The organism is Moorena sp. SIO3E8, from assembly GCF_010692445.1.
In the GTDB taxonomy this organism is placed as follows: domain Bacteria; phylum Cyanobacteriota; class Cyanobacteriia; order Cyanobacteriales; family Coleofasciculaceae; genus Moorena; species Moorena bouillonii.
This window is the reverse complement of record NZ_JAAHHM010000031.1, coordinates 53,760-69,981: the sequence shown is the minus strand read 5'-3', so window position 1 is coordinate 69,981 and position 16,222 is coordinate 53,760. Positions and strand designations below refer to the sequence as shown.

The following is a 16,222-nucleotide window of genomic DNA, read 5'->3' as shown; positions in this document are numbered from 1 at the left end:
TTTAGTTCGGAAGATATCGTCAAAACGCTGACACCATCTATCGAAGCACGGGGGCATTGCTGTGGAAACAGTTTCTTTCATGGGATTGGAGGGAAAAAGTAACCAACCTAAAAAACTTACCCTATATAGCATAGCACTATTTATGCCTTGAATTATCGCGCTTAGTCCCACTAAGGTTCTTGCACCCCAAATTAAAGTTCCTTTTCCGGTAAAGCTACGAATAGCATTGATGGATTTACCGGCGGTGGGATCAACGTTAAGATTTTCCTGTTCCTCGTTGGTAATTTTTTCCGTAGGCGCAAGTACCGATGCCAAGCTGACATTAGCAGGTGCTTTCCAAACTCCCCTGTCCCGATCTACTCTGGCATATACCCCTGCTACGGCTGCACTTGGAGGTAATACGACTCGCTGTTTAGCTAGTTCAGTCAAAATTTGGTTGTAGAGATCGGTGTTGTCGGTTTTGATGTCAGTCAGCGTTGAGTCAGTGCTTCCTCCTGTATTAGTGGTTCCTCCTGTATTAGTGCTTCCTCCACCTCCTTTGATAGTTACAGAATCGTCGGTGTAATAGTAGTTGAGTGATGTTTGGAGGTAGGGATAATAAGCTGCGCCATATTTTAAATAATCTACCTCGCTCACTTTGAGCTTATCTCTAAAATCCTTACCTGCTTGCTCAGTGCTTGTTGTATTTGGTAATACGTCCAAGATAGCAAACCTATCTTTTAATTTTTTGCATTGCTCTAAAGCTTGTTGACAAAGTCCGTAATAATCGGTATCACCTAAAGTTACCGCATCAGTAAGCAGGATTAAGGTTGGTTCATCTTCTTTTTCTAAAGCTTTTAAACCTTTTTCAAAATCACTCTTATTCTTCAGAGTTGCTGTATTGGTTGCTGTATTGGTTTCTGTATTGGTTTCTGTATTGGTTTCTGTATTGGTTTCTGGAGTGCCATATGTACCCACCGAAACAATGTAACAACTGCCCCCACCGTTATCAAAATACATCCGCAAGGCATAATACATTAAATACTTGAATTCAGGAGGTTTAATGCTAGCAATACCATCTCCGTTTGCTGTTACTACAAATTTACTTGCTTGAGCTTTGCCAAACAAAGTTTCATAGTCAAGCAGTGAACTAATTCGAGTGGGTTTATTCTTTAAGTGGCCGCCTATTCCAACTTTCTCTGTGTAACCGATAAAAGCTGGAATCGCTGTAGATACCTCAGCGACTGAGGGGGGAAATGTAGAAATTTCCTCGACATAAACATTGGGAGTTTTATACGTTACCATGGTTCAATCCTTAGTCTTAAAGTTTTACAGGTATTTCAGGGCGTTTATGAATTTAATTCCGTTATGATTAGGGGGATTAGGTAAATGGTCAATCCACACAGTGGGCTCAGTGGGCTCGCCAAGTTCACTCTTTTTCTTTTTTAAAAGTTGAATATTTTTTATCCCAGCTTCCTGACAAGCAATTTCTGAGTCAGATTTAAAGAGATATTTTTGAAATTCAGGAAATTGTTGGTTAAGAGCCGAAAATATTGGATCTGTATTTTCGGCTTCGGCCCTCGTAGATCTAGTAAACTTAATTTTTGGTTCCCTAATTGTATCTTTATCTTCAATCAAGAATTCATCGCCATTAGTTAACTGATCCGTTACCAGGTAATAGTACCACGGTTGTTTTTTGGCTTGAAAGGTTATTTTATAGTCACTCACCTCATTCAAATCTTTAGGCATGGAGGAGTTATTATAAATATCCACAATGCCAAAAATAGTTTGTACCCTGGGCACTTTTATGTAACACCATTGAGTATGAATTATATCTAAATCTGACGCTTTATTTTAATTATTATTTTCATTACTAAAATGATAACTAACATTATCAACGGGTTTCCAGTCAATATCTGTGAAATCTATAAAATCTTGATTTTTTATTTTCAATATAAAAGTAAATCGCAAATTATCAGCAAGATATACCCAGGGTTTCTGTTCTGAATCTACTGGGGCAATGACCACTAGTCCGTTAACTTTATTCTTAACAATCAGACGATGACCCCTAAGTACCCTACGACATTCAGGTGTTGGTTCAACACTTAAGTCCGGGCAGACTTCATCCCGATAATAGTCGTGAATAATACTCAATTCAAATAGTTGCTTATAAAGCATAATCTAGATGACCCTTGGGTTTTAGTTTGGCGGCGATACTAGATTCTTGAACTACTAACTTCCCTATCAGTTACATCAGAGCCAATTTCCACCGTATCCCCATCGGCAAAGACAACCATTCTGACTTTATAAATGACTGAAGGCATATAAGACATGCCTAAACCAGACCAAACCTCTCTTTGTTCAGTAAAAGGCAAATTAACCAGTTCTATGGTCAATTTTTGGATCTCAGGATTGAGGGTTGGAGAGTTACGACAATCAAATAATCGATGACTTTGAAAGTATTTGATAATTAGGGATAAAAACTTTAAAGATTGCCGGTAATTAGTAAAATTAGCAGCATAGAGAACGTATAAATTGAGGTAAAGATTAGGGTTATTTTGCTGGTTACCCCCCTGATTAGGCATCCTTTCATAGGCGGCACCAGAACGAAAGGTATAGTCTTCTTCTAAGTTAACTAATAAGGTAGTAATCGCATTCTCTTCTAAGGAAACTTCTTTGCCGTTGCGATCCTGAAGAAATAAGACCTCAAAAGCCTGACCCCCGGTTTTTACTCGGATGTAGCTGTTGAGTTGTTCCTTAAGAAACGAGAGAACATGATCCAACATAGGAAGTATCTATCCCGCCTAATAATTGGAGGATAATCTTGACAAGAAGACTATGGAATAGGGCAATACCTTTTCTATACTTCTAACTGCCACCAAAATAACACTAACATGAAAAACAAAGAAAGAGAGCAAATCCCGAAAAATGAAATCTATCGTAACATTTTTCGGGATTTTAAACAATGAAATATATCGTAATATTTTTAGAAATTTTCAACTCCGATCATTTATCGTAAGCCGTCAGCCGTCAGCCGTCAGCCGTCAGCCGTCAGCCTTGGCCAACGGCTGATAGCTGAATGCAAGGCAATTGCTGAATCTTCCCATGAATAGGAGTGGGGTGGGCATCCTGCCTGCCCGACAATCTAAGGAACAGGCAAGATGCCCGTTCCACGGCAACTGGAAATCAACGGTTAACATCACCTACGTTTCCTGAGCTGATCTTAACCGTTGAGCCAAGTTTTGACTGCCGGGAATTTAGACTAACAGAAATATAGCGGTTCTCATATTCCCGACTCCCGACTCCCGACTCCCGACTCCCGACTCCCGACTCCCGACTCCCGACTCCCGACTCCCGACTCCCAGATTGCTATAATGATTGATAGATTTGATGTTCTCGGTTAATAAAAATATCAGCTAATATCTGATAAGCTTCTGTCCAAGCTGCTATCACTTCCTCTGTCGCCGCTTCATGCAACACATCCTTCATCGCTTGTAGTAAACTCTCTCCCACAATGGGATATTGTTCTGGTTTAACATGGGTTTTTACATGACGATGAGCAATCACCTCAACCATTGATTTTAAAGCCTCCATATTATCAATTTTGGTAGCATAACTATAGACTGCTGTCGCTAACTTAGCTGGTTGAGAACCATTGGCTTGAGCTGACATATCAAACTGTGCTTTTACCTCTGGATGGTTGTGAAACATGATTTCATACATCCGAGTAGTAATTTGCTTACCATGCTTTTTGAGCAGGGGAGCTGTGGACTTGATGATATCTATAGTTTCTTGACTAACCTGATTTACCGGTTTAGGCTTTTCCGAAAGGGTTAGCACAAATTTCAGATTCTCTTGGGCTTGTAACCTATGAGGTGCTTTAGCAGGTATAAAGATAAAGACTCCTGGTTCTAAGGTAATCTCTTTCTGGTCTAAGCTCAGAATTCCTTTCCCTTCAATTACCGTGATGGCGACATTACGAGGTGAAGTATGCTCGTCAATTGCTGTACCTTTTGCCAAACAAAATAGGGTGTATTGGCAATTGTTATCCTTGAGCAAAACTTTGCTAATTATCCCTGTCTCTGGATAGTCAACTAATTTTTGTAGGGAAGTGCTAAACGATGTTTTTGCTGTAGCGATCGCATTACCCATAATCCTTTCCTCATCACAATTTTAGGTAGGAAGTTCTAAGATTGGTAAATATCCCTGAACTCGTTGTTACTTTTACTGTGACAGAAAAAGTTAGGGCTGTCCTTGAGCTAGCTCATAAACGAAGAAAAAGCAAAGGGAGTAGGGAGTAGGGAGTAGGGAGTAGGGAGTAGGGAGTAGGGAGTAGGGAACAAAAATTCTCACAATTCCTACACGGATCCCTAAAATTGTTGATCATATAGCGTTAATAGCATTTATGAGGTACGCTTATGAATCTCAAAGTCCCCCTTTGTAAGGGGGATTTAGGGGGATCCCTTTGTACCTCATGGGATAGAGAATTGCTATAGCGTTTCTCATAAACACTCAAAGGACTACTAGGCATGGTCTCATCCATAGAACAATTAGCTCAAGTCTGGGTGCTGAAAGACCTAGAAACCTCAGCGCTAGAGAATATTCAACCTTATAGCAATGTACGGACTTATTTGCGGGATGAGATTGTGATCTACGAGGGCGATCGCCTGCCCTGCCAACTCTATGCCTTAATCAAGGGAACTCTGCAAATTAAAAAAACCGGGACGAGTGGTAAAGAAAGCCTTTTGCGCATCATCCCTGAGGGGGATATTTTTGCGGCTCCGGCAATTTTTGGTAATGGTATTGCTCCCGCAACAGTTATTTGTCAGGTGGACTCGCAAGTGCTAACCATAGAACGAGAGGCGCTGTTAGAGACGATTCGCCATAGTCCAGAAGTGGCGTTGCGAATCCTGGAAGTCTTTAACCAACGCCTGCAACAAATTCATAACACCGTACATGGACTAATTTCTGAAAGGGCAATTGTACGACTGGTGCGTCTGCTGCAATACTATGCCACTCGCTATGGAACTCAGTCTGTTGCTCAGGGAGAGTCTTTAAATGTGAACCTTCCTTACTATCAAATTGCTCGCAGTATAGGTATAACCTATGAAGAATGCGTGCGTTTGTTCAAAAAGATAAATTCGATCAATTCAGTAGTTACCTACAAGCGGGGAGGCAAAATTATTATCAATGACTGGCAGCAGTTAGATGCAATCGCGGACAACGAAGGATGAAAAGACTAGGGAGTGGGGAATCGGGAATCGGGAATCGGGAGTCGGGAATCGGGAGTCGGGAAAAAATCCTGTGTACCTCGTTTGTACCTCGTTACTATGAGAAACGCGCTTATTGCAGGCATTGTTATAGCTTCCACCACCTGCGATAACCAGGTCTGAACCGTAAAGTCAGTGTGGGATGAATTACCCCCTGAAAGTTTGGTTAATTATGAATTTTTCTGCTCAGTTTGTGACTCCTCAGCGTCTGATGTCGGATTATTCATCTCGTCTTTGAAGCCTCTGAGGGTTTTCCCTAGGGCGCTGCCAATTTCAGGAATCTTCTTTGGTCCAAAAATAACAACTGCTACAACACCAATAATCATTACTTCCGGCCATCCTAAACCAAACATACCAATTTCCTCTAAACTGCTTTTAACTTTTAATTAACCTTGAACTTCTTTCTAGCACTTAGCCTACCCTACTTCACGGCCAAACAAAAAAATTTCCTAGCTAATCTACTTTACGGTTTTATCTGGCGCACAATCAACCTAGGTCAATCTCGGTAGCCCACTCAAAGTATTCATTTTCGGGCGGGCAGGATGCCCACCCCACTCCTATTCATCCAAAGATTCAGCAATGCATCCCTAGTCCAGGGTACAAGGAAGGAATTCGATGCGTTCGCGTAGCGTAGCCCGAAGGGCTACGCTACGCGAACGCAAACAATATCGTAGATCCAATCCCAGGAGTAACAAAGTTTTGTGTAGCGTTACAGGATTGACCATGGCAAGCTGATATCCTAAGCTTATCCGAAGTCCATACTTAGGATGTCTTGCTCCAATTGATGGTCACCGATAAGGTGAGAAGATAGAGGTGGAAGGATGAAGGAGGAAAGATAAAGTATAAAAATATACCATTAGCAATGGTTACAATCAATGCAATGGTTGATACTTCAAGTCTTCCATAGCTTTTGTCTTTTTCCTAGCCCTCTTGTGAAGGGAAATAATGGGGGGAGAACCCATCCAACCCTTTGGTCTGCAAGCCTGTTGCCTCAATGTTACCCATAGCCTTTAAGTGTTAAGGAATGTCAACCACTTCCACGCCATCCCTAAGAACCCAACAAAACCCTCTGTGCGCTAAGCTGGCGGACTGTATTGAATCGAACTGGCGGCGCTACTTAGACCTTTCTCCTTATCATTTACCAGCCGAGTTAGGCTACGTACAAGGACGGCTTGAGGGAGAGAAACTGACTATCGAAAATCATTGCTATCAGACACCTCAGTTTCGGAAAATGCACCTGGAATTGGCAAAAGTAGGTGAGATGTTGGATATTTTACACTGTGTAATGTTTCCTCGTCCAGACTATGCTTTGCCCATGTTTGGCTGTGATGTGGTGGCAGCTAGAGGACAAATCAGTGCTGCGATCGCAGACCTGTCTCCACTCCATCCTAAACGTACCTTACCCGAAGCCTATCACTGTTCTTTAGAGACCCTACCAAAACCTGAGTTTAAACAGCCCCGTGACTTACCACCTTGGGCAGACATTTTTTCAGAATTTTGCATTTTTGTGCGTCCCAATGGTCCAGAAGAAGAAGCACAGTTCTTAACATGGGTGGATGATTTATTACAGATTCACTGTGCCCATGCTGCTAATGCCCTACCGGTCTCTAGAGAAAAGCAAGCAGAAATTATTGCTAGTCAACACTATTATTGCAGCAAGCAGCGGCAGAATGACAAAACCCGGCGGGTGCTTGAAAAAGCGTTTGGTGTTGAATGGGCAGAGAACTATATGACTTCGGTACTATTTGACTTGCCAGGATCTTAATACTTAAATCCCCGGCGCGAGGATTGCTCACGCCCGGGGAGTTGTTAACAATAACTATTCCTGTACTGTTACAGATGTTCCCAAAGCCACTCTGTTATACAAAGCTTTGACATCATCATTACGCATCCGGATGCAACCGTGAGACACTGCTTGTCCCACCAGTTCCTCATCATTGGTACCATGGAAGCCGATGTAGTTTGTTCCATCACTCCAAAATGCCATCCACCTTGGACCAAGAGGGTTTTCTGGTCCTGGAGCAACAACTTCACCAGTGATAGGATGCTGCCAAACTGGATTTTGAACCATCTGTGTCACTTGGAAATTGCCTGTAGGGGTTTCCCAACCAGGCTGACCGATGGCAACTGGATAACTGGCTTCGAGTTTATCTCCTCGATAAACATAAAGACGACGCTCATTTAGTTTAATCACTAAACGAGGGGTATTATTAAAAAAATCTTCCTCTTGCCGCAGATACTGATTGACTTCTTCGAGAGGGGACAATTCTGGTGTTTCAAGCCTTGGCAGAAAGCTTTCATACCGAATTTCTTTCCAGTTACTGACACTAGTATTGGTTAGATCAGCGGCGGCGGTGGCTACCTCTGCGTAGAATAACGGGATAGCTACACTTAAGCCGCACACAATTAAGCGTTGGGTGGAAAGTTTTCCGTTCACGATTTCCTCTTAGCTAGTCGATATTTTATGTGCATATTCTACTTGATCATGTTTTGTTGACTATTGACCACTGACGGTTAACGGTTGACTGTTATACAGCTGCAGGGCTTTGTTCTAAACAGACATGATCTAAACAGACATAATCTAAACAGACATAGCTATTGAAGTTTATCCTTTAGAGGTTGCTGAACTAAAAAACTGACTCAAGTATAGTTGGGTCAGTTATAGCGTTTCTTGCTCCTTATGAGGTACATTCAATTTTCATGCGGTGCCACTCCCTACTCCTTACTCCCTATTCCCTAAAACCAAGATAGATGTCACACTGATTGCTTAATGTTAAGTTGTGACAGCTCACTGGGGGAAAGTGCACCTTTTTCAGTAATAATGGCAGTAATTAACTCCGCCGGAGTCACATCAAAAGCTGGGTTATAAAATTCCACTTTAGGAGGACAAATCACTGTTTCCCCAATCTGATAAATTTCTGAGGGGTGACGTTCTTCAATGGGAATCTCAACGCCTGTAGATAGCTGAAAATCAATGGTTGAGATCGGAGCAGCAACAAAGAAGGGTATCTGATGAGCTTGAGCAATCAGGGCTAAACTATAGGTACCAATTTTGTTAGCCGTATCCCCATTGGCAGCAATTCGATCAGCTCCCACTACAACCGCATCAATTAGCCCTTGTTTCATACAATGGGCGGCCATGCTATCGGTAATTAAAGTAACGGGAATACCTTCTTCGACGCATTCCCAGGTCGTTAACCTAGCACCTTGCAAGCGGGGGCGGGTTTCGCCAGCATATAATCTGGCTAATCGCCCATCCCGCCACGCCGAACGCACCACTCCCAAGGAAGTACCATACCCAGCGGTTGCCAACGCTCCTGCATTACAATGGGTCAGAAGACACAGTTTGTCGGGGGTTTTCGGTAATACTTCTAATCCGCGATCGCCTATGGCTTGACAGGTTTGTAAATCCTCCAGCTGAATTTGTTTAGCTGTTTCAAGTAAGGAAGCTTTAATCTCTTCTACTGTCCCGATCGTTTCATAGGCATTTTTAAGCATCCGCATGATTGCCCAAAACAAATTAACCGCTGTAGGACGAGTTTGCCGCAATTGCTGCGCTACAACTTCAAGCTCTTCGAGGAAAGCCTTGCGTTCTTTAGTTTTAATCTCTCTTGCGCCAAGGTAAATGCCATAAGCCGCTGCGATTCCAATTGCTGGCGCTCCCCGAACAATCATAGTTTTAATCGCCTCAACCATATCTTCACAGCGGCTGATTTCTACAATGGAATATTTGCCGGGTAAGCGGTTTTGGTCAATAAGGAAAACTCGGTCGTTTTCCCAAATAACGGGATACACTTGGTATATGGATGAATTCATATAAGTTCGGTATATTGTTAATTGTTATTTGTTAATTGTTATTGGCTATCTTGTTAACGGTTGACGGTTAACTGTTAACTATCAACCGTCAACTTTTAACATTGATAAACTAACTAACAGCAGATGGCTGTCTATTAAAGAACGCTTCCCTGATCTGTTCAGCAATTTGAGAGCCAGTCAGCCCCAAATCAGCTTTTGATTCATCGGGCTTGGCATGATCCACTAATTTATCCGGTACACCAAAGCGCTTGAGGGGAACTAATATATCATTATCCATCAGTGCTTCTGCCACCGCTGAACCAAAGCCACCGATTAAGCACCCTTCTTCTAGGGTAACTACACGACCAATTTTCTGAGCCAAGGGTAAGATTAATTCTGTATCTAGGGGCTTGACAAAACGAGCATTAATAACCGTTGTTTCAATACCATGCTCGCTAAGAATTTCAGCAGTTTGCATGGCGGTGTAAACCATACTGCCGTACCCTAGCATTAACAGGTCGTCACCATTACGCAAGAGTTCTGCTTTACCAATGGGTAGGGCTTCCCAACCATCTTCCATCAGAGGAACGCCATAGCCACTACCGCGAGGATAGCGCATGGCAATCGGACCATCGGTGTGATTGACTCCTGTAACTACCATACGTTGCAGTTCAGCTTCGTCTTTGGGAGCCATAATTACCATATTAGGAATGCATCGCAAATAAGCGATATCATACATACCTTGGTGAGTAGGGCCATCAGCACCAACAATTCCCGCACGGTCGAGGCAGAAAAAGACCGGTAGGTTTTGGATACAAACGTCGTGAATGATTTGGTCGTAAGCCCGTTGTAAGAAGGTGGAGTAAATCGCTGCAACTGGTCGCATTCCTTCACAGGCTAGGCCAGCCGCTAGGGTGACAGCGTGTTGTTCCGCAATTCCCACATCAATGTATTGGTTAGGGAGTTTTTCTTGCAATTTATTCAACCCTGTGCCGGTAGCCATAGCTGCCGTGATGCCAATGATTTTGGGATTATTCTGAGCTAGTGTGACCAGGGTGTGGGCAAACACTTTGGAATAGCCGGGGGGTTTGGGTTTTTTAGCGGGAAGCGCTTTACCGGTAGCTAGGTTGAAGGGACTTTGGGCATGGTAACCCACTTTGTCTGCTTCTGCGATCGCATACCCCTTGCCTTTCGTAGTTGCCACATGCACCAGCACTGGTCCATCTAGCTTGTGTGCGTTGGTAAAGGTGGAAATTAACTCCTCTAGATTGTGACCATCTACCGGTCCGATGTAGGTAAAGCCCAGTTCTTCAAATACTGCTCCGACCTTAGGTACGGCTAAACGCTTCATCCCTTCCTTGACCCGTTGCAAGTCTGGGGATAAAGACTCACCGACAAAGGGGAGATTTTTGAACTGTTCCTCTAAATTGTCAGTAAGAAACTGCATCGGCTCAGAAAGCCGCACTTTGTTGAGGTAACGGGGAATAGCCCCGACATTGGGGGAGATGGACATCTCATTGTCATTGAGAACCACCAGTAGTTTAGTATGGGGTAGATGTCCTGCATGATTGATGGCTTCCAATGCCATGCCACCGGTCAGAGCACCATCACCAATAACTGCTGCTACTTTGAAGTTTTGCCCCTTGCGGTCTCGGGCGATCGCCATACCCAAAGCAGAAGAAATACTGGTGGAGGCATGACCGGCTCCAAAGTGATCAAACTTATTCTCGCAGCGCTTTAGATAACCAGCAATCCCATCTTTCTGCCGTAGGGTATGGAATCGATTATAGCGCCCCGTGAGCATTTTGTGGGGATAAGCTTGGTGTCCAACGTCCCAGACTACCTTATCATAGTCAAGGTCAAGTGTTTGATACAGACCTAAGGTTAATTCTACCACTCCCAAGCCTGGACCTAAGTGACCACCACTAGTAGCTATGGTTTGGAGGTGTTTCTCGCGAATTTGACGGGCAATTTCCTCTAGTTGACGAATCGATAGACCGTGCAACTGATTTGGATGAGTAATTTCACTGAGATGCATACCGTCTCTTTGAATTGCTACTGGATTTTGTTGATTGTTGTCTTTCGACTCCCTAAAAGTATCCAATAATTTGGCGCTTCGAGGGTTATATGGAAGCTAAAGACTACCTGAAAAATGGCATGTCTGGTCAATTTTCTATTGTAGATTTTCCTGGCGACCAGCAGCCTTTAACCATTGCTCCCGATATTCCAGTAACGGAAGCGATCGCTACGATGAATCAAACCGGAAGGAGCTATGTGCTGGTAGTACAGCAGCAGAAATTGCTAGGTATTTTTACATAACGGGATCTGGTCCAAGTAGCATCAGCTGGAATGGTACACTCAGCTGTTTCCATTGCTGATGTGATGACTCTTGAGTTAATTACCTTCCCGATCATACCGACACCAGACATTTTTTTGGTAGAGTCTCGATTACGTCAACACCAGATTCGTCACCTACCTCTAGTGGATGAACAAGGTCAAGTAGTACCTGTGGTGACCCCCCACACCATGGCAGCAATCCTCTCTGCTATCGTGACTAAGGTGGAAGACTTACAGCAAAAGTTGACTCAAAAAGAAGGGGAATTAGTGGCAGCTAATCAGCGATGGCAGCAGGAAGTTGCTGTAAATCAGCAGTTTGAAGAGGAATTGGGGGAAAATCAACATGCCTGGCAGTTGAGTCAAGAACGCCTTGAGAGTATTCTGGCTTTCCTAGAAGCAGTGGTATGGTCTTTTGATCCTTCCATTGACAAATTGCTTTATCTTAACACTGCTACCGAGCAAGTCTATGGTCGCAGTATCACTGAGTTCTTCGGAAACTTACGCCTGTGGGAATCAGTGGTTCACCCAGAGGACCTCGAAAGCTATCAACTGGCACACCAAACCCTGCTGTCAACTGGTGCCAAAGATATTGACTACAGAATTTTGCGACCGGATGGAGCTGTGAGTTGGATTCGCCATCGCGCTCACCTTCTAACAGATGCTAATAACACTCCAATTCGGATCTATAACATAGCCATCGACATCACACAGCTCAAACAGGTTGAGGAAAACCTCAAAGCTACCCTAGTTGAGAAAGAGGTGCTGCTCAAAGAAATTCACCATCGGGTCAAAAACAACTTACAAATTGTTTCTGGCTTGCTACACTTGCAATCTATGGCAGTAGATGAACCCCAAACCCGACTACACCTGTCGGAAGCTCGCCATCGCCTTGAAGCCATGGCTCTAATTCACAAGAAACTTTATGGCGGCTCAGTCATAGGCAACCTGGATGTAGTGGATTATATCCAGAACCTAGCGGTGAACTTATTAGTAGCTTATCAAGTAACTAGCGATAGGATTCAGTTGTACACCACTATTGAACCCATTCCCCTCAGTCTGGATCAGGCCATCCCTTGCGGTCTAATCATCAATGAACTGGTATCGAATTCCCTGAAGTACGGGTTTCCCAACGGACGCTCTGGTGAGATTCACATTGAATTGCACCGTAGCGGGAACGATGACGTTGCATTGATTGTCCGAGATAATGGGGTTGGTTTACCAGAAGAGTTAGATTGGCGTAATACCCAGTCTTTAGGATTATCGTTAGTTTATGACCTGGCAACGGAGCAATTAGACGGGAGTATGTTTCAGGGCCATAGCGAGGGGACAGCTTTCCGAATAGTATTCTCAACAGCAACAATTGTAGAAGCAATAGGACAACAATAGTGGTTACCAGGGTATTAGTTGTAGAAGACGAAGTTATTGTTGCTAAGACAATTGCTAGCCAGCTTAAGCAATTGGGGTATATGGTATCAGCTACCGCTTCATCTGGCTCTCAAGCGATTACCAAAGCCGCTCAAACTAAGCCTGACTTAGTGCTGATGGACATTTTCCTAAAAGGCAAGATGGATGGTATTACTGCTGCTAGGCAAATCCGTGAACATTTACATATTCCTATCGTCTATTTGACTGCCTATGCGGATGAAGATACCTTGCAACGGGCTAAGGTTACCCAACCCTTTGGCTATGTGACCAAACCGTTTAACGAGAGAGATTTGCGGGTTGCTATTGAGATTGCTCTCCAGCAATACCAGATGGAGCAGTCGTTGCAGAACAGCCAAGCTCAGTTGGCATCCATTTTAAACTCTATCGATGATGCGGTTATTGCTACCACGACCCAAGGTACCATTACTTTTATGAATGCTTCCGCTGAAGCTTTGACTGGCTGGAACCAATCCGAGGTATGGGGGCGAGATGTGACCTCAGTGTTCCCAATTGTGAATGATCTGACCGGGAATCTAGTTAAGTATCCCCTAGATAAAGTGATCAAGACCGGACAAGTTGTCTATCTGGGTGAGCATAACGCTTTGATCGCAAAGGACGGTGGTCGAATTCCTGTTGGTAATAGTGCGTCACCCCTAAAAGACCAACTGGGAAAGGTGAATGGAGTAGTTCTGGCGTTTTGGGATATCAGCGAGGATCCTCAGACAGAAATGTTAGAGGAGGTGTTGGCAAAAGAAGAAGAAATCCAAGATTTCCGCTCCCAGTTCGTCTCCACCGTTTGCCACGAATTCCGTAATCCCCTCAGTGTGATCCTAACTGCCGCTGAGTTACTCAAGCGCTATGGTAATCTGGCCACTCAGGAGCAAAAGCAGCGTTATCTAAAACGAATTACTATTTCAGTAGAGCGCATGACTGAGTTGATGGAAGAGGTGTTGCTAATCGGTCAAGCTGAAGTAGGTCGGCTAGATTTTATTCCAACTCCGATGAACTTGGAGCAATTCTGCCAGGATTTAATTGCAGAACTATGCCTAGATGAAGCCAGCCGCAACCGGATTGTTTTTACCTCTGACGGGATCCATACAGAAGTTTGTATGGATGATAGACTTATACATTACATTATAACTAATCTGCTTACCAATGCTCTGAAGTATTCTCCTTCTCATGAAATCGTGACGCTTCACCTAAGCTGTGATCTGAAACAGCAGTTGGTTGTGTTCCAAATCCAGGATAAAGGAATTGGGATTGCTGAAGCAGACCAAAAGAAAATTTTCGAGTCTTTTTATCGAGCCAAAAATGTGGGGACAATTCAAGGGACTGGTCTGGGACTATCGATTGTGAAACGCTGTGTAGAACAGCATCAGGGAGAGATTGAACTGACTAGCCAATTGGGCGTTGGGACAACATTTACCATTAAAATTCCCATAGTAAGTAATGGGGAAGTAAGACTTCTGACTTCAGACGTCACAAGTGCTGATTGGCAATGGCTCGGGAGTAGTCACAATTAGCAATTACCTTTGTAGGGATTTAGTTCGGGTGTGTTTAAAACAAGAGTAGTTTTAAAAAAGCGAAACTTTCGGGAGCTTAATACCAAGGACAAATGACAAAGGACAAATGACAAAAAAACCTGGGTTAAAACTTGCTATTACTGCGGCGATCGCATTTTTTTTATTCACCTTAATTTTTACTATACATCGACACTATACTTTTTATTCTTCTTACGACCAAGGAATTTTTAATCAAGTCTTCTGGAATGGAAGTCACGGTCGCTTCTTTCAGAGTACTCTTTCATCCCAGCTGTCTACTAATGTAGTTCATAATGGGGAAGTTCCAGATGTCTATTACCACCGATTAGGGCAACACTTTACTCCCGCGCTGTTACTTTGGTTACCGTTATATGCTTTGTTTCCATTTCCGGCTACCCTAACCGTTTTGCAGGTAACCTTGGTAACAGCTGCTGGTGTAGTTTTGTATATCCTGGCCAGACAGTATCTGCAACCGATGTTAGCAGCGATGATTACGGTTAGCTTTTACTGTGCTAATGCTATTCTCGGTCCGACCTTAGCCAACTTCCATGACATCTGCCAAATTCCGCTGTTTGTGTTTGGGCTACTGCTAGCTATGGAAAAACGCTGGTGGTGGCTGTTTTGGTTGCTGGCAATTTTGATTTTAGCTGTGCGGGAAGATTCCGGGATAGGTTTGTTTGGTGTGGGATTTTATTTAATCGTTAGTCGGCGCTACCCTCGCATTGGTCTGGCAGTTTGTACCCTCAGTTTCGGTTACATACTTGTGTTGACCAATCTAATTATGCCCCTATTTTCCGAAGATATTTCTCAACGGTTCATGATCGAGCGTTTTGGTCAGTACGCTGATGGGGATGAGGCGTCTACTCTGGAAATTATTAAGGGTATGCTGAGCAATCCCTGGCGTTTACTAGTAGAATTGTTTACTCCCTTTTTTGGCACTATTCAATATTTATTAGGTCAATGGTTACCGTTAGCATTTATACCAGCTATTGCTCCCGCTTCTTGGTCGATCGCAGCATTTCCTTTGCTAAAACTTCTGTTGGGTAAAGGTCAATCAGTGCTTGCTATTAATATCCGCTATGCGATGACCGTAGTACCTGGGCTATTTTATGGCGCGATACTTTGGTGGTCAGCTCATCCCCAATTTAGTCAAGCTGTGATCTCTGCTAGGTCTAAGTTTCGGCGCTTTTGGATTTTTTGTCTAACCCTTGCGGTAGTGTTGACCATTACCTCTAGCCCAAATCGAACCTTTTATTTCCTCCTTCCGGATTCCTACCAACCCTTCGTTTATGTGCCCTTAACCCAACAGTGGTCTCGTGTGGGGTCGATCCGGTCATTACTGGCTCAGATTCCTGCAAATGCTAGTGTCTCAGCTACTACCTATCTAGTCCCTCATCTGTCAGGACGTCGGGAAGTCATCCGCTTAGCTGACTTACAGTTGCGCAATGATAATGGCGAGGTAGTGAAGGTGGATTATGCGATCGCAGATTTATGGCGGTTACAACGCTATCAAATTGCCTTTAAGCATGATGGTCAGCGGTTGCGCTCCTTAGTTAACATGATTGACCGGGTCACCAAGACTAACGAGTATGGCATCATTGATTTTAAAGATGGTGTGATTTTGATGCAAAAAGGAGTAGCATCTAATCCAGAGGCTATGACAGCATGGCTAACCTTTAGGCAAGAGTTGGAGGTCTAAAGGGAGTCGGGAATCGGGAATCGGGAGTCGGGAATCGGGAATCGGGAATCGGGAAGATGGCATCAAAAATTATCACAATTCCGATACGGATTGCTAAACTGTCTTCCTGGGTACAGGTGTCCTGGCTATTGAGTAGTTCGGCCATAAACTGATATTTAATAATAAAGAATATCAAT

General features: G+C 43.6%; 17 protein-coding genes. 7 read left to right on the top strand and 10 right to left on the bottom strand.

Features of this window, described 5'->3' with window-relative positions:
- From F6K46_RS15950 to F6K46_RS15935, 4 genes are all read right to left on the bottom strand, one after another.
- Nucleotides 1-1,284, bottom strand: a 1,284-nt coding sequence (locus tag F6K46_RS15950) for a phage tail sheath subtilisin-like domain-containing protein (RefSeq protein WP_293058265.1), incomplete at its 3' end; no start/stop codon positions are given.
- Nucleotides 1,285-1,308: 24 nt separating this feature from the next.
- Complete coding sequence (locus tag F6K46_RS15945) at nt 1,309-1,752, bottom strand: hypothetical protein (protein WP_293058263.1); 444 nt, start codon at nt 1,750-1,752, stop codon at nt 1,309-1,311.
- An 81-nt stretch (nt 1,753-1,833) separates the two neighbouring features.
- Entirely contained in the window at nt 1,834-2,157 is a 324-nt protein-coding gene (locus F6K46_RS15940; protein WP_293058260.1) for a hypothetical protein, read from the bottom strand.
- Between the two features lie 38 nt (nt 2,158-2,195).
- Nucleotides 2,196-2,765 (bottom strand): DUF4255 domain-containing protein, encoded by a 570-nt coding sequence (locus F6K46_RS15935; RefSeq protein ID WP_293058257.1) that lies wholly within the window; start codon nt 2,763-2,765, stop codon nt 2,196-2,198.
- Nucleotides 2,766-2,907: 142 nt separating this feature from the next.
- Between F6K46_RS15935 and F6K46_RS15930 the strand changes: the two genes are divergently transcribed.
- Nucleotides 2,908-3,051 carry a hypothetical protein gene (locus F6K46_RS15930; protein WP_158069857.1) on the top strand — a complete coding sequence of 48 codons (144 nt, stop codon included), beginning with the start codon at nt 2,908-2,910 and terminating at the stop codon, nt 3,049-3,051.
- A gap of 297 nt (nt 3,052-3,348) precedes the next feature.
- Here the strand turns inward: F6K46_RS15930 and F6K46_RS40150 are convergent, their stop codons facing one another.
- The gene (locus F6K46_RS40150; RefSeq protein ID WP_075905030.1) at nt 3,349-4,131 is read right to left on the bottom strand and encodes a globin domain-containing protein; all 783 of its coding nucleotides are present in this window, start codon (nt 4,129-4,131) and stop codon (nt 3,349-3,351) included.
- Nucleotides 4,132-4,508: 377 nt separating this feature from the next.
- Between F6K46_RS40150 and F6K46_RS15915 the strand changes: the two genes are divergently transcribed.
- The gene (locus tag F6K46_RS15915) at nt 4,509-5,213 is read left to right on the top strand and encodes a Crp/Fnr family transcriptional regulator (protein ID WP_075905028.1); all 705 of its coding nucleotides are present in this window, start codon (nt 4,509-4,511) and stop codon (nt 5,211-5,213) included.
- Between the two features lie 206 nt (nt 5,214-5,419).
- Here F6K46_RS15915 and F6K46_RS15910 read toward each other — a convergent pair whose 3' ends face one another.
- Nucleotides 5,420-5,602, bottom strand: coding sequence for a twin-arginine translocase TatA/TatE family subunit (locus tag F6K46_RS15910; RefSeq protein ID WP_075905026.1), 183 nt, complete (start codon nt 5,600-5,602; stop codon nt 5,420-5,422).
- A 671-nt stretch (nt 5,603-6,273) separates the two neighbouring features.
- On the opposite strand from F6K46_RS15910, the gene F6K46_RS15905 reads away from it, so the two are divergent.
- Entirely contained in the window at nt 6,274-7,014 is a 741-nt protein-coding gene (locus F6K46_RS15905) for a phycocyanobilin:ferredoxin oxidoreductase (protein WP_075905024.1), read from the top strand.
- A gap of 54 nt (nt 7,015-7,068) precedes the next feature.
- Here the strand turns inward: F6K46_RS15905 and F6K46_RS15900 are convergent, their stop codons facing one another.
- The 3 genes from F6K46_RS15900 to dxs all read right to left on the bottom strand — a co-directional run bounded on the left by F6K46_RS15900 (nt 7,069) and on the right by dxs (nt 11,082).
- Nucleotides 7,069-7,686: a L,D-transpeptidase gene (locus tag F6K46_RS15900; RefSeq protein WP_081431405.1), complete on the bottom strand. Its 618-nt coding sequence runs from the start codon at nt 7,684-7,686 to the stop codon at nt 7,069-7,071.
- 317 nt (nt 7,687-8,003) lie between these two features.
- Nucleotides 8,004-9,065: an S-methyl-5-thioribose-1-phosphate isomerase gene (mtnA, locus tag F6K46_RS15895; protein ID WP_293058248.1), complete on the bottom strand. Its 1,062-nt coding sequence runs from the start codon at nt 9,063-9,065 to the stop codon at nt 8,004-8,006.
- A 109-nt stretch (nt 9,066-9,174) separates the two neighbouring features.
- Nucleotides 9,175-11,082, bottom strand: coding sequence for a 1-deoxy-D-xylulose-5-phosphate synthase (gene dxs / locus F6K46_RS15890; RefSeq protein WP_293058271.1), 1,908 nt, complete (start codon nt 11,080-11,082; stop codon nt 9,175-9,177).
- Between the two features lie 89 nt (nt 11,083-11,171).
- Here dxs and F6K46_RS15885 point away from each other — a divergent pair, with 89 nt between their 5' ends.
- The 4 genes from F6K46_RS15885 (at nt 11,172) to F6K46_RS15870 (ending at nt 16,046) form a co-directional block, all read left to right on the top strand.
- On the top strand, nt 11,172-11,363 hold the full coding sequence (locus F6K46_RS15885; RefSeq protein WP_293058245.1) for a CBS domain-containing protein: 192 nt from the start codon (nt 11,172-11,174) through the stop codon (nt 11,361-11,363).
- 30 nt (nt 11,364-11,393) lie between these two features.
- The gene (locus tag F6K46_RS15880; protein WP_293058243.1) at nt 11,394-12,767 is read left to right on the top strand and encodes a histidine kinase dimerization/phosphoacceptor domain -containing protein; all 1,374 of its coding nucleotides are present in this window, start codon (nt 11,394-11,396) and stop codon (nt 12,765-12,767) included.
- The gene (locus tag F6K46_RS15875) at nt 12,767-14,329 is read left to right on the top strand and encodes an ATP-binding protein (RefSeq protein ID WP_293058241.1); all 1,563 of its coding nucleotides are present in this window, start codon (nt 12,767-12,769) and stop codon (nt 14,327-14,329) included. The genes F6K46_RS15880 and F6K46_RS15875 overlap by 1 nt, the downstream gene beginning before the upstream one ends.
- 106 nt (nt 14,330-14,435) lie before the next feature.
- Entirely contained in the window at nt 14,436-16,046 is a 1,611-nt protein-coding gene (locus tag F6K46_RS15870; protein ID WP_293058239.1) for a DUF2079 domain-containing protein, read from the top strand.
- Here the strand turns inward: F6K46_RS15870 and F6K46_RS15865 are convergent.
- A complete protein-coding gene (locus F6K46_RS15865; protein ID WP_198954244.1) occupies nt 16,024-16,191 on the bottom strand; it encodes a hypothetical protein in 168 nt (55 codons plus the stop codon). The two genes, F6K46_RS15870 and F6K46_RS15865, sit on opposite strands and share 23 nt — an antisense overlap.
- Between the last annotated feature and the right edge of the window lie 31 nt (nt 16,192-16,222).